Source organism: Duganella sp. BJB476 (assembly GCF_003416895.1).
GTDB lineage: Bacteria > Pseudomonadota > Gammaproteobacteria > Burkholderiales > Burkholderiaceae_D > Rugamonas.
In genome coordinates this window covers 547,025-561,112 of sequence record NZ_QVIO01000002.1, presented here as the reverse complement: position 1 = coordinate 561,112, position 14,088 = coordinate 547,025, and the positions used below count along the sequence as shown (strand labels likewise).

The 14,088-nt window shown below is 63.6% G+C and carries 11 protein-coding genes; 7 read left to right on the top strand and 4 right to left on the bottom strand.

The annotated features are described in order from the left end of the window. The first annotated feature begins 107 nt into the window (after nucleotides 1–107). Nucleotides 108–650, top strand: a complete 543-nt coding sequence (gene ppa, locus D0T21_RS12035) for an inorganic diphosphatase (protein WP_116989619.1) — start codon at nucleotides 108–110, stop codon at nucleotides 648–650. Between the two features lie 47 nt (nucleotides 651–697). Here the strand turns inward: ppa and D0T21_RS12030 are convergent, their stop codons facing one another. After that, entirely contained in the window at nucleotides 698–1,288 is a 591-nt protein-coding gene (locus D0T21_RS12030) for a Crp/Fnr family transcriptional regulator (protein WP_116989620.1), read from the bottom strand. A 247-nt stretch (nucleotides 1,289–1,535) separates the two neighbouring features. Here D0T21_RS12030 and D0T21_RS12025 point away from each other — a divergent pair, with 247 nt between their 5' ends. Further along, complete coding sequence (locus D0T21_RS12025) at nucleotides 1,536–2,168, top strand: HdeD family acid-resistance protein (RefSeq protein ID WP_158567998.1); 633 nt, start codon at nucleotides 1,536–1,538, stop codon at nucleotides 2,166–2,168. A gap of 10 nt (nucleotides 2,169–2,178) precedes the next feature. On the opposite strand, the gene D0T21_RS12020 is transcribed toward D0T21_RS12025, so the two are convergent. Further along, a complete protein-coding gene (locus D0T21_RS12020; protein WP_116989622.1) occupies nucleotides 2,179–3,306 on the bottom strand; it encodes a GNAT family N-acetyltransferase in 1,128 nt (375 codons plus the stop codon). Between the two features lie 127 nt (nucleotides 3,307–3,433). Here D0T21_RS12020 and D0T21_RS12015 point away from each other — a divergent pair, with 127 nt between their 5' ends. The 5 genes from D0T21_RS12015 to D0T21_RS11995 all read left to right on the top strand — a co-directional run bounded on the left by D0T21_RS12015 (nucleotide 3,434) and on the right by D0T21_RS11995 (nucleotide 11,447). After that, nucleotides 3,434–5,497 (top strand): NAD(+) synthase, encoded by a 2,064-nt coding sequence (locus tag D0T21_RS12015; protein WP_116994409.1) that lies wholly within the window; start codon nucleotides 3,434–3,436, stop codon nucleotides 5,495–5,497. 113 nt (nucleotides 5,498–5,610) lie between these two features. After that, a complete protein-coding gene (locus tag D0T21_RS12010) occupies nucleotides 5,611–5,949 on the top strand; it encodes a P-II family nitrogen regulator (RefSeq protein WP_020705920.1) in 339 nt (112 codons plus the stop codon). A 166-nt stretch (nucleotides 5,950–6,115) separates the two neighbouring features. Beyond that, nucleotides 6,116–7,525, top strand: coding sequence for an aryl-sulfate sulfotransferase (locus tag D0T21_RS12005; protein WP_116989624.1), 1,410 nt, complete (start codon nucleotides 6,116–6,118; stop codon nucleotides 7,523–7,525). A 126-nt stretch (nucleotides 7,526–7,651) separates the two neighbouring features. After that, nucleotides 7,652–10,018, top strand: a complete 2,367-nt coding sequence (locus tag D0T21_RS12000; RefSeq protein WP_116994408.1) for a TonB-dependent receptor — start codon at nucleotides 7,652–7,654, stop codon at nucleotides 10,016–10,018. Nucleotides 10,019–10,031: 13 nt separating this feature from the next. Then, nucleotides 10,032–11,447 carry a sulfatase gene (locus D0T21_RS11995; RefSeq protein WP_229211449.1) on the top strand — a complete coding sequence of 472 codons (1,416 nt, stop codon included), beginning with the start codon at nucleotides 10,032–10,034 and terminating at the stop codon, nucleotides 11,445–11,447. 13 nt (nucleotides 11,448–11,460) lie between these two features. Here the strand turns inward: D0T21_RS11995 and D0T21_RS11990 are convergent, their stop codons facing one another. Then, the gene (locus D0T21_RS11990; protein ID WP_116989626.1) at nucleotides 11,461–11,991 is read right to left on the bottom strand and encodes a molybdopterin-dependent oxidoreductase; all 531 of its coding nucleotides are present in this window, start codon (nucleotides 11,989–11,991) and stop codon (nucleotides 11,461–11,463) included. 11 nt (nucleotides 11,992–12,002) lie between these two features. After that, nucleotides 12,003–13,991: a TonB-dependent siderophore receptor gene (locus D0T21_RS11985; RefSeq protein ID WP_116989627.1), complete on the bottom strand. Its 1,989-nt coding sequence runs from the start codon at nucleotides 13,989–13,991 to the stop codon at nucleotides 12,003–12,005. Between the last annotated feature and the right edge of the window lie 97 nt (nucleotides 13,992–14,088).

Sequence of the window (14,088 nt, the reverse complement as noted above, 5' to 3'; positions counted from 1 at the left end):
CGCTCACGATACAGTAGCGTGTTTCGTAGTGCTGCGCCGCACAAGCGGGCTGTAGTTCGCTATAATTACGCGGTTAAACATTTGCCAGCACTTACGAGGAAACCCCCATGAGCTTGAATAAAGTATCTTCCGGCCGCGATCTGCCGAACGATTTCAACGTCATCATCGAAATCCCGATGAACGCCGATCCGATCAAGTATGAAGTTGACAAGGAATCGGGCGCGATCTTCGTCGATCGTTTCATGGGCACCGCCATGCACTACCCATGCAACTACGGCTACGTGCCGAACACCCTGTCCGCCGACGGCGACCCGGTCGATGTGCTGGTCATCACCCCGTTCCCGCTGATCCCAGGCGTGGTTGTGCGCTGCCGTCCTGTCGGCGTGCTGAAGATGACCGACGAAGCCGGTGAAGACGCCAAAGTGCTGGCCGTGCCGGTCGACAAAGTACTGTCGATCTACAGCCACTGGCAGAAGCCGGAAGACCTGAACGAACTGCGCCTGCGTCAGATCCAGCACTTCTTCGAGCACTACAAAGACCTGGAAAAAGGCAAATGGGTCAAGATCGACGGCTGGTACGGTCCAGAAGAAGCCAAGGAAGAGATCCTGAGCGGCGTCGCCGCTTACAAGAAAGAAAACGGCATCGCGTAAGCACCGTTTCTCAAATAAAAAAGCCCCGCAAGGGGCTTTTTTTGTATCTAGCCGCGCGGCGCGCCGGTGGCGGCTTCGGCCTCGCGCCGCAAGCGCGACATGTACTGTGGCGTGATGCCCAGGTAGGACGCGATCGCGCGCTGCGAGATGCGCGCCTCCAGCCCCGGATATTCTTCGCGGAACGCCGCCAGCCGCTCGTGGGCTGAGGTTTCACCATTGGTGTAGGCGCGCTGCGCCAGCGTCTGCAGGCCGTGCATGGCGATGTTCAGATGGTAATGTTGCATCACCTCGTGTTGCGCCCGCAACTCGCAGGAACGCTTCCAGTCCAGCGTGAAACCGTGGATCGGCGTTTCCGCGATCAGGAACTGCACCGCAGGCTGGCCGGTTTCGCCGCTGATCAAATCGGTCAGCGTGGTGGCCGATTCGCCCTCGCGGTAGAAGCGCAAGGTCACTTCGATGCCGTCGCGGTTGAAGAAACCGCTGCGCACCACGCCGCTGCTGATCCAGTGCACCTGGGTCGCCGGCACGCCGGCGCGCTGCATGTACTCCCCCTTGCGAACGTGGAAAGGCTTGGCGATCGCCGCCAATAATTCGGTTACGTTGCTGTAGGACTCATCGCTGACGTCGATCCGCTTCATCGTGGCGGACTTGAACCGCTCACGTTGTCTTATAAAATCTGCATTCATGCTTGGCTTGCCACGTTCCTGATAAAACCCTACAAAGGGGCACAGAGTATAGGCCCGATTGAAATTGCTGTGAAGCAAACTGGTTTCATACTGGTATCGATAGTAGGTAACGCTACCATTTTACCTCTGTTTTGCGGAACCCTTTGCCCGTCACGCCGGTCTGACACCCATGAACGACCGTTTATGAGGGGAGATGAGCATGGATGCGAGGCCGATGGTGCTGCGTAGCTGGTGGATGCTGGCGTTGCGCGGCGTGCTGTTGCTGCTGTTCGGCGGACTGGCGCTGTCGATGCCGGGACCGACCGTGTTGAGCCTGGTGGCGATCTTCGCCGTGTACGCGCTGCTGGCCGGCGTGGTCTACCTGACCGGCACGGTGCGCAACCGGCGCCACGCCACCGGGGCGCATGCGTTCGACTGGTGGTTGCTGCTGGTGCTGGGGCTGGTGAGCATCGCCGCCGGCGTGCTGGCGATCATGCAGCCGGTGCTGGCGGCGTTGGTGCTGGTGATCGTCATCGGCGTCAATGCGATGATCAGCGGTGTGCTGGATATCATCCTGGCGGTGCGCTTGCGCAGTCATCTGCGCGGCGGCGACTGGCTGTTGCTGGCTGGCGGCCTGGTGTCCGTCATGTTCGGCACCGTGCTGGTGACCATGCCGAACATGGGCGTGCTGGCGCTGGTCTGGCTGGTCGGCGTGTACGCCATTGTGGCGGGCGTGCTGTACCTGGCGCTGGCTTACCGCGCCTACGGGCCGCTGCCCGCCAGGGCGGCCAAGAATGTCAATGCCGAGCGGCGTGTGGCCGAACGGCGCATGGCGCCGGCGGGCCAGCATTGACACGCTCGCGTCAGCCGGCCTTGAACGGCACGTGTTCGGCCAGTTCGTCGATGTAGTCGTTCATGGCGGCGGTTTCTTCGCGCAGGAAGTCGGCGATGGCGCCGGCGAAGCGCGGGTCGGCCACCCAGTGGGCCGACCAGGTCGGCGTCGGCACCAGCCCGCGCGACATCTTGTGCACGCCCTGGGCGCCGCCCTCGAAGCGGGCGATGCCGTGGCGGATGCAGTATTCGATCGATTGCACGTAGCAGGTTTCGAAGTGCAGGCCGGAGACGAATTCCAGCGTGCCCCAGTAGCGGCCGTACATGATGCCGCCGCCCACCAGGTTCAGCGCGGCCGCCACCGGCGCGTCGCCGCGCCTGGCCAACACCATCATCATGCTGTCCGGCGTTTCGCGCAGGATGCGTTCGAAGAATGCCAGCGACAGGTACGGCTTGGAATAGTGCGCGTGGTAGGTCGACACATAGCAGTCGTAGAAGAAGCCCAGCACCTCGGCGGTGATCTGCTGGCCGGCCAGGTGTTCGAAGACGATGCCCGCGTCCAGCACGCGGCGCCGGTCCTGGCGGATCTTCTTGCGCTTCTCCATCTTCATGCTGGCCAGGAAGGCCTCGAAATCGGCATAGCCGGGATTATCCCAGTGGAATTGCACGCCTTCGCGCAGCATGAAGCCGGCGTCGGCCAGCGCCTGCTTGTCCTGCTGGTCGGGGAACAGGATGTGCAGCGACGAGGTGCCCAGCTGGCGCGCCACCTGCACTGCGGCGCGCGCCAGCAATTGGCGGTCTTCCTGCGTACGCGCCAGCAAGCGGCTGCCGGTCACCGGCGTGAACGGCACCGCCGACAGCAGCTTGGGGTAGTACTCGATGCCGTTGCGGTGGAAGGCGTCCGCCCAGGCGTGGTCGAACACATACTCGCCGCGGCTGTGATCCTTCAGGTACAGCGGCATGGCGCCGGCCAGCACATCGTCGCGGTGCAGCACCAGGTAGCGTGGGGACCAGCCGGTGTCGGGCGAGGCGCAGCCGCTCTCGTGCAGCGCGTGCAGGAAAGTGTAGCTGAGCGTTGGATTGTCGCCGGCCAGCGCCTGCCATTGTGCCGGGTCCACGCCGTCCAGTGAGTCGATGATCGTAAATACTGCTTCTGACACGCCTGCCTCCGGCCTTTGATGTTGGCGCAAGTCTAGCCTATCTGCAGCCGATCTGTCGGCGGCGGCCAGACTGTCCCCGTGCGATAATTCGATTTTGCATGTCCCTTGTGCTCGCGAAAGACTACACATGACCTCGAATTTCCTGAATCTGTACACCCACGATTTCGCCCGCGTCGCCATCGCCGCCCCGATTTGCCGGATCGCCGACCCCGCCTACAACGCCCTCCAGACCATCGCCCTGGCCGAACAGGCCGCCGCACAAGGCGCGGCGCTGGTGGCCTTCCCGGAATTGGGCCTGTCGGCCTACACCTGCGACGACCTGTTCCACCAGCGTGCCTTGCTGGATGGTTGTCTCGATGCGCTCGACAGCATCGTCGCCGCCTCGGCGCAATGGAAGCTGGCGCTGGTGGTCGGCGTGCCGCTGCGTGTCGAGCACCAGCTGTACAACTGCGCGGTGGTGATCGCCAACGGCCAGATCCAGGGCGTGGTGCCGAAGAGCTACCTGCCCAACTACGGCGAGTTCTACGACGCCCGCCAGTTCAGCAGCGGCGACTACGCGGTCGCCACCGAGATCGACCTGCTGGGCGAACGCGTGCAGTTCGGCTCAGGCCTGCTGTTCGAAGTGGCCGACATGCCGCTGTTCAAATTCCACGTCGAGATCTGCGAAGACGTGTGGGTGCCGATCCCGCCGTCGTCGTTCGCGGCGCTGGCCGGCGCCACCGTGCTGGTCAACCTGTCGGCGTCGAACGCGCTGGTGGGCAAGGCCGGCTACCGCAACCAGCTGGTGTCGCAGCAATCGGCGCGCTGCATCTCCGCCTACCTGTACACCTCGGCCGGCACCGGCGAATCGACTACCGACCTGGCCTGGGACGGGCAGGGCGTGATCTGCGAGAACGGCGAAATGCTGGCCGAGTCCAAGCGCTTCAGCGACGAAGCCACGCTGACCTTTGCCGACATCGACCTGGAGCGCCTGTCGCGCGAGCGCATGCGCATGAACACCTTTGCGCAATCGGTGCAACGCCATGCGGCCGAGGTGAACAAGTTCCGCACCGTGTTCTTCGAACTGGAAATCGGCCGCGAAGAGCCGCTGGCGCTGAAGCGCTGCGTCGAACGCTTCCCCTACGTGCCGGCCGACGCCCGCCGCCGCGACGAGCGCTGCAACGAGGTCTACAACATCCAGGTGCAGGCGCTGGCGCAGCGTCTGAACTCCAGCAATATCAAGAAAATCGTCATCGGCGTCTCCGGCGGCCTCGATTCGACCCATGCGCTGCTGGTCTGCGCGCGCGTGATGGACAAGCTGAATCTGCCGCGCACCAACATCCTGGCCTACACCATGCCCGGCTTCGCCACCAGCGACCGCACGCTGACGCAGGCGCATGCGCTGATGAAGCTGGTCGGCTGCTCGGCGCAGGAAATCGACATCCGCCCGAGCTGCATCCAGATGCTGAAGGACTTGAACCATCCGTATTCGGAAGGCCAGGCGCAGTACGACATCACGTTCGAGAACGTGCAGGCCGGCGAGCGCACCAACCATCTGTTCCGCCTGGCCAACCACCACAACGCCATCGTCTGCGGCACCGGCGACTTGAGCGAGCTGGCGCTGGGCTGGTGCACCTACGGCGTGGGCGACCACATGTCGCACTACAACGTCAACGCCAGCGTGCCGAAGACGCTGATCTCGCACCTGGTGCGCTGGGTCGCCGAGTCCGGCGTGATCGGCCGCAACGATGCGCAAGTGCTGCTCGACATCTTGGGCACCGAGATCAGCCCCGAGCTGGTGCCGGGCACGGCGGACGGTCAGCCGGAGCAGCGCACCGAAAGCACCATCGGTCCTTACGAGCTGCAAGACTTCAACCTGTACTACGTGCTGCGCTTCGGCTTCCGTCCATCCAAGGTCGCCTTCCTGTCGCTGACCGCGTGGCAGGACAAGGAGAAGGGCCGCTGGCCGGATGGCGACCACGTCACTCGCAACCAGTACGGCCTGGGCGCGATCAAGAAAAACCTGGGCATCTTCCTGGACCGCTTCTTCCGCACCAGCCAGTTCAAGCGCAGCTGCGTGCCGAATGCACCGAAGGTGGGCAGCGGCGGTTCGTTGTCGCCGCGCGGCGACTGGCGCGCGCCGAGCGACGCGCAAAGCGTTGTATGGCTGGAGGAATTACGCTCCATTCCGGTGCAAGAAGCAGGGAATTGACAGGTATTCGCATACGTTGATGGACAGCGTGTGCGCGTCGATTACAATACAAAGTAATCGCTCGCGGCTCGCCCGGCATCAGATTTACGTTTGAAACAAAATAAGGAGAAGTCATGAAACAGATTACCGCTGTGATCAAGCCGTTCAAACTGGACGAGGTGCGCGAAGCACTGGCCGAAGTGAATGTCACCGGCCTGACCGTTACCGAAGTTAAAGGCTTCGGCCGCCAGAAGGGCCACACCGAACTGTATCGTGGCGCCGAATACGTGGTCGACTTCCTGCCGAAAGTGAAAGTCGAAGTCGTGGTCGACGACGGCGTGGCCGAGCAGGTGGTGGACGCCATCATCAAGGCCGCCCGCACCGGCAAGATCGGCGACGGCAAGATCTTCGTGCAGAACGTTGAGCAGGTCATCCGCATCCGCACCGGCGAGACTGGCGCAGAAGCTGTGTAATTCCGCTTTTGCTTCGACCTCAAGGAATGCCGCCAGCCGAACGCGCTCAAGATCGCGCTCAGTGCCGGCGGCATTTTTTACATATCGATGATTGGTTATATTAGTTCGAGTTTTCTACGTGGATTGGTAATATAGACACACTGTCCACTCACTGGGAACTCGTGTCATGACTACTCGTACACTCGCCGCACTGTCGCTGTTCGCCGTCGCCACCAACCTGGGCGCCGCGCCCAGCGTCTATCCTACCGGCGTCACCCGCTACGACACCGCCACCGCGTACAACAGCTACGTGATCTTCAGCGGCCAGGACAAGAACACCCATCTGATAGACATGAACGGCAACGAGGTGCACCGCTGGAACGCCGAAGGCTTCCCGCCGGTGCTGCTGAACCCTGCGCTGACCGGCGGCAAGCGCGGCCACGTGCTGGTGCAACTGGCCAGCACCACCGGCACCTCCAACGAGGGCAACGGCCTGCGCAACCAGGCCATCGGTGAACTAGATTGGGACAGCAAGGTCGTCTGGCAGTGGGGCGCGGCTGGCGGCGCGCAGGATGCGTATGCCGCGCCGGTGGAAGGCAAGGCATCCTCGCAAGTACCCGGCGGCAGCGCCAAGCAGCATCACGACTGGCGCCGCCTGCCAAACGGCAATACGCTGGTGCTGGCCAACCTGGTGCATCCGCTGGCCGGCTTCGCCGCGCCGCAGGTGCTCGACGATGTGATCTACGAGGTCACGCCGGGCGGCGACATCGTCTGGAAGTGGCTGGCTTCCGATCACCTGGACGAATTCGGCTTCAAGCCGGAATCGCTGAAGCTGGTGAAGAACGGCTACTCGCCGCGCGGCAAGGCCGCACCGTTCGACTACCTGCACGTCAATAACATGTCGGTGCTGGGACCGAACCGCTGGTTCGATGCCGGCGACCAGCGCTTCAATCCCGACAACATCCTGATCGATTCGCGCGAAGCGAACTTCATCGTCATCCTCGACAAGCAGACCGGCAAAGTGGTGTGGTCGCTGGGGCCGGATTATCCGGCGCAGGTGCGCGGTCCGCGTGTGCTGCCGCGCCCGGTGGACCAGATCATCGGTCAGCATGATGCGCATCTGATCGAGCCGGGCTTGCCTGGCGCCGGCAACATCCTGGTGTTCGACAACCAGGGCGAGGCGGGCTATCCACGCGTCAGCGTTGGCGTGCAGCCGCGCTCGCGGGTGCTGGAGATCGATCCCGTCACCAAGCAGATCGTGTGGGAATACACGGGCGGCGATTCGAACGGACCGGAGTGGAGCTTCTACAGCTCCTTCATCAGCAGTGCACGCCGCCTGCCGAACGGGAATACGTTGATCGATGAGGGCATGAACGGCCGCATCTTCCAGGTCACGAGCAAGGGCGACATCGCCTGGGAATACGTCAGCCCGTACTTCGCGCCGACGCCGGTGGCCGGCGCGGGCAAGCCGGTGTTGAGTAATTGGTTGTACCGCGCCCAACCGGTGCCGTACAACTGGGTGCCGGAAGGCACTCCGCGTTCCGAAAAAGCGGTCACGCCGCCGGAGCCAGGCAAGTTCCGCGTAGTCACGAACTAAGCGCGAACACGTCTCTGCGCCGCGCATCGCTGCGGCGCCATCACCTACCTACAACAACAGAACGCGCCGGCCGCCAAGCCGGCGTGCGGGGCGGTTCACGCCCGTTAATTTGAATGGAAGACTGCTATGCAACAGAATAAATTGGCCGCCGCCGTCGCTGCGGCATATGGACTCCTGCTGGTTGCCGCGGCGCCGGTGCAGGCGCAGAACGCTGCAGCGCTGGGACTGTCGGCCACCTCCGCCACTGCCGCCGAAGCCGCTGCCGAAGGCGCCGAGCCGTCGGCAGCCGCCACGACCGCCGCCGCCGACGCTTCGCTAGAAGTGGTGGCTCGCGTCACCGTCTCTACGCGCCGCCGCAACGAGACGTCGCAAAGCGTGCCGACGTCGATGAGCGTGCTCGATAGCAGCGCGCTGGAAGGCAACCGCGTCTACCGCGTGCAGGACTTGCAGCAACTGCTGCCCAGCACCACCGTCAACTACGTCCACGCGCGCCAGATGAGCTTTGCCGTGCGCGGCCTCGGCAACAATCCGGCCAGCGATGGCCTTGAAGGCAGCGTAGGCGTCTACCTCGACAACGTGTACCTGGCCCGCCCCGGCATGGCCGCCTTCGATGCGCTGGACATCCAGCAGCTGGAACTGCTGCGCGGTCCACAAGGCACGCTGTTCGGCAAGAACACCACCGCCGGCGTGCTCAACATCACCACCAAGCAGCCGACCTTCCGCAGCGAGAACAGCGCCCAGCTGTCGCTCGGCCAGCAGGACTATGTGCAGGCCAAGGCCGTGCTGTCGGGCGCCTTCTCGGACACGGCGGCCGGCCGCATCGCCGTCTACAAGACGCATGAAGGCGGCTACATCACCAACGTCTACAACGGCAGCAAGGTACAGGGCGGCGACCGCGAAGGCGTGCGCGCCCAACTGCTGCTGGAACCGAACAACAAAGTCAGCGCCCGCCTGATCGCCGACTACAACGTCGAGGACTCCAACAACGGCACGCTGATTTTCTACAGCGCCGGCCCCGGAGGCAAGTTCCTGTCGCAGGCCGCCGCTGTCGGCGGCCACCCGATCACCGACCCGACGAAGCGCCAGGTCAACCTGGACAGCGGCTCGCATGTGGATGTGCACCAGGGCGGCGTCTCGGGCGAGGTCAACTGGAAGCTGGACAACGACTACAAGTTCACCTCCATCAGCGCCTACCGCTTCTGGAACTTCACGCCGCACAACGACGACGGCTTAGACGTGCCGGTCACGCTGAACGTCGGCGCCTCGGCGCGCCATCGCCAGTTCACGCAGGAGCTGCGCCTCGCTACGCCGCTGGGGCGGCCGGTGGAGTCGGTGTTCGGCGCGTACTACTATTACCAGAACCTGGACAACGTCAACTTCACCTACAACGGGCCGCTGGCCGACAAGTTCAACGCCACGCCGGCCGGCACCTGGAGCAATGTCACCAGCATCGGCAACGGCCATCTGCGCGTCAACAGCTATGCCTTGTTCGGCCAGTCGATCTGGCACATCGATCCGCAGTGGGATTTGACCGGCGGCCTGCGCGCCACCTACGAAGACAAGATCGCCCAGGTGACGCGTGATGCGCCGATCGGCGGCGCGGTCGTCAGCGGTCCAGCGCTGGCTTCGCGCAACGCCCGCTACGGCGCCTACAACTCGGGCGACGTCCACCTCAACAACCTGAGCCCGTCGGCGCTGGTCACGCTGGCCTACAAGATCGATACCGATGTGCTGGCCTTCGGCAGCCTGTCGCACGGCGAGAAATCGGGCGGCATCAACCTGTCGGTGCCGGGCGCGGCGGGCGTGTCTTCGCTCAGGGTCAACAACGAGAAGGCCAACAACCTGGAGCTGGGCATCAAGAGCAACCTGCTGGAGCGCCGCGCGCAAGTCAACGCCAGCCTGTTCTGGAACGAGGTCAACGGCTACCAGAGCAATGCCTACGATCCGGTCAGCGCCACGTCCTACCTGACCAACGCCGGCAATGTGCGCAGCCGCGGCCTGGAGCTGGACACCAGCCTGGTCGTGGTGCGCGGCCTCACGCTGGGCGCCAACGGCTCGTTCAACGACGTCAAGTACAAGGAGTACAAGAACGCGCCGTGCCCGAGCGAACGTCCTGGCGCTTCCTGCGATCTGTCGGGCCGCGCCGCGCTGGTCAATGCGCCGCGCTGGATCGGCAACCTCAGCGCGCAGTACGCGACCACGCTGGAGGCCAATGTCGAAGGCTACAGCAACATCAATTATGCCTACCGCAGCGGGACTTACGGTACGCTGGATGCTTCGGAGTACTCGCGCATTCCAGCCTACAGCCTGACCAACCTCTCGGCCGGCGTGAAAGTGAAGAACGGCCAGACCCGCTGGGACATCTCGGTCTGGGCCAAGAACGTGTTCGACAAGACCTATTACACCAGCACCTGGAACACCAACCCGGGCGCCTATAACGCCGTGATCGGAACGCCCCGCCAGGTTGGCGTGACCGCTCGCGCAGATTTCTGACTGGAGACCATGCATGACGAATAACACCCGCCGCCGCGTTCTGAAATCCCTGCCGGCGCTGGCGCTGGCCGGCTATCTGCCGAACGGCCTGGCCGCCGGCAAGGAGCAGCCCAACATCATCTTCATCCTGGCCGATGACCTCGGCCACGCCGACCTGGGCGTCTACGGCCAGACCGATTTCCGCACGCCCAACCTGGACAAGCTGGCCGGGCAGGGCATCCGTTTCACGCAGGCTTATGCCAACTCGGCCGTGTGCTCGGCCACGCGCTTCGCGCTGATCACCGGCCGCTACCAGTATCGCCTGCGCGGCGGGCTGGAGGAGCCGATCGCCGGCGCCTCCGACACCATCGGCCTGCCGCGCACGCATCCCACGCTGCCGTCGCTGCTGAAGAAGCAGGGCTACGGCACGGCGCTGATCGGCAAGTGGCACCTGGGCTACCTGCCGACTTTCGGCCCGCTGAAGAGCGGCTACGACAGCTTCTTCGGCAACTACGGCGGCGCCATCGATTACTTCACACACAAGCCAGGCGTCGGCCCGCAGGTGAAGGAGGATTTGTACGAGGGCGAAGTGCCGGTGCACCAGATCGGCTACTACACCGACCTGCTGGGGGCGCGCGCAGTGGACTTCGTGCAGAAGCAGCAGGCCGGCAAGCCCTTCCTGCTGTCGCTGCACTACACGGCGCCGCACTGGCCGTGGGAAGGTCCGGGCGACGAGGCCATTTCTCGCGACATCGACAACATCTTCCACTACGACGGCGGCGACCTGGCCACCTACGGCCGCATGGTCGAATCGCTGGATGCGTCGATCGGCCGCGTGCTGAAGGCGTTGGAGGACAAGGGGCTGGCGGAGAACACCATCGTCATCTTCACCAGCGACAATGGCGGCGAGCGCTTCTCGAAGACGTGGCCGCTGACTGGGCAGAAGACCGAACTGCTGGAAGGCGGCATCCGCGTGCCTGCCATCGTGCGCTGGCCGGCCAAGATTGCGGCGGGGCAGGTGTCCGAGCAGGTGGCGATCAGCATGGACTGGCTGCCGACTTTGCTGGCGGCAGCCGGCGGCGCGCCCGATCCGGCCTATCCGACCGACGGTACCAACCTGCTGCCGCTGTTGCTGGGCCAGGCGAAGCAGCAGGAGCGCACGCTGCTGTGGCGCTACAAGGCCAACGCGCAGCGCGCCATCCGTTCCGGCAATTGGAAGTACTTGAAAATCGGCGGCAACGAGTTCCTGTTCGATGTGGTCAAGGACCAGCACGAGCGCGCCAACCTGGCCAAGCGCCACCCTGAAGTGTTCGCGAAGTTGAAGGAGCAGTGGGAGCAGTGGAACAAGGAGATGCTGCCGATCACCGCCGACGTCCGTACGCACGGCGTCAGCGGCAAGGTGCAGGCGGACCGTTACGGGATACCGGCGTCGGGCAGCGTTTCTGACTGATCGCTCATCGAGGTCAGTCGGCGAGCTTCCTGACCTCGATGCTTTGCAGCCATTTCACATGACGCGGGCCGCTGCGGGCGTCCTGGGTGGAGATCATGGCGATGCGGCCCTCGTCGTCGGCCAGCGGCGCGCCGTCGTGCTCATAAAAGACCAGGACGCCGTCGCCCAGCGGGGAATTGAAAATCTCCGCCCACGAAAAGACCGCCACGTAGCCATCGCTGGCGGTCGCGATGATGGCCATCTTCTTCACATCGTTATGGTCGCGCGACACCAGCGTGGCCCGTTCCAGCAGGTCGCGCAGGCGAACGCCCTTGACGTTTTTCAGCGGGGGGCGTTTTGCGCCGCCTTGTCCCGCCAGCGGAAATTCGCCGATTTGCTGGACCGGGAACTGGCGCAGGTCAGCCACGCTCAGTTTCAATGGATGCTCGACGGCGCCGGTGACGGCCAGCTGCGTCGTGACGCGTTGGGCCGGTGGCGTGTCCGACGGATGAGCAAAGGCAAGGGCGCTTACGCTCAGCGCCACGGCAAGCAAGAGTTTGTGCATGATTTTATTCCTTAGAATTGATAGCTGAGATTGCCGAACCACTGGCGTCCGGCGCTGGGGAAGCCGTCGGCCAGCGTGTAGTTTTTGTCGTTCAGATTGCTCACGCCCGCTTCGACCGTGACGTTGCGTACCGGGCGGTAGCCGGCCTTCAGGTTCAGCGTCGTGAAGCTGGCCAGCTGCAAGGTGTTGGACGCCCAGCGACTGCTGTTGTGCTCGGCGTAGGCGATCACGTCAACGTCGCCACGCGGGTGCAGCAGCGCCTGTGCGGTCAGCTTCTGTTGCGGCACGTCGGTCAGCTTGGTGCTTGGCGAACTGAGGTTTTTCAGTTCGGTGTAAGTGTAGTTGGCGCCCAGTTCGACGATGCTGTTCAGCGCGCTGCGCGCATCGAGCTCGACGCCGGATTGCCGGACCTTGCCGACGTTCTGCATCTGCGACTTGTTGCCTGATACGTTGGCGACGGCCTGGATCTTGTCCTTGACCTCGCTGTAGAAGAACGCGGCCTGCACGTGTCCGCCTTGCCATGGCTGGCCCTGATAACCGGCCTCATAATTGCGCGCGCGTTCCTGGCGCAGCGCCGGGTTTTCGATGTAGGTGCCCAGGCGTTGCGAGTAGCGGTCCTTCAGTGTCGGCAGGCGCGACTTCTGTGCGATGGTCGCGTACACGCGGGCAGCGGGCGACAGGTCGTTGAACAGGCCGGCCTGCCAGTCATGGGCGGTCTTCTCGCTGGGCAGCGTGTAGGCGTTGCCGCTGCTGTACACCTGCAGTGGCCGCAGCTGGTGCTGGCCCGCGCCCAGCGACAGCATCAACGCCGGGCTGATCTGTACATTGTCTTCGAGCGCGTAGGAAACCAGCGCATCCTTGAAGATGGAGAGCGTCGTGCCGGTGGCGTCGCGCTCCAGGTGCTTGTCCAGCTTGTAGTGGGAGATCAAACGCAGCGTGTTGTTGGCGATGCGGCGCGATTCCAGTTCGATCGAGGCGCCATTGGTCCAGTCGCTGTAGATGCTGCGGCCGGTGCCCACGCTGCCGGCGCCGGTGGTCTTGAGCTTGCTGTAGCTGGCGTCGGTATAGGTATCGACCTCGTTGCCGTAGCTGTCGTGGTAGGCGCGCAGCTTCAGTGCTTCGGTCGGCGTCAGGGCCGTGCGCGAGATGAAGTACAGGCTTTCCTTGTCCCAGTACGGCCATTTCCAGTAGCGGGCGACGGTCGGGTCGGTCGACGGCGGCTGGCCCTTGATGCCGTGCTGCTGGTAGTAGCTGAGCGCGTATTCATCACCGGCCTTGGGCGTCAGTCCGAATTTCAGCGACACCTTGCTGTCGCGGCGATAGGCATTGTTGCGCGCGCCGCCGTCTTCGCTCGCGGTAGGGCGGAAGTCCGACGACAGCGGGAAGGTATTGCTCTCGTCATACGATGCGCCGGCCTGCACATACCAGTTGCCCTGGTTGCTGCCGAGGTTGGCGGAGGCCTGGCGTTCGCTGCCGCTGCCGAAGCCCAGCGTGGCGTCGCCTTCGATCGCGGCTTTCGGCTTGCGCGAGATCAGGTTGATGGCGCCGCCCAATGCGTTCGGGCCATACTCCATCGAGCTGAACCCTTTTGCCACCTGGATGCCGGCCAGGTCGGCGGTGCTGAAGCGGTTGAAGTCCACATAGCCATCGTAGGGAACGTAGACCGGGATGCCGTCGATAAACAGCGGCACCTGGCGCGAATCGAAGCCGCGCACGGCGATGGTTTTTTCATTGCGCGCGTTGGTCGACAGCGTCACGCCCGACAGCAGGTTCAGCGCGTCGCCGACGTTGTCGCGGTTGAACTGCTTGATTTCCTTGCGGGTGATGACGGATGCCACCTGTTCTTTTCCAATTTCGCCTACCTGGCTCAGTGAGCCGGTCACCACCACGGTACCCAGGTCAAACGGTGTCGCCTCCCCATTTTGCTGTGCTCCGACGCCGCCACTAGCCCCCAACGCCATCACCGCCGACGCCAGCAAGGCCGATTTTTGCTTCTTCATACGCTTACTTTCCCAAAGTTTGAGTCGCTATATAGTTTCGTATATAGCGATTTGTAAAAAAAATGCCGCAAGGGCAAGATCAGACTTTGGATAATGG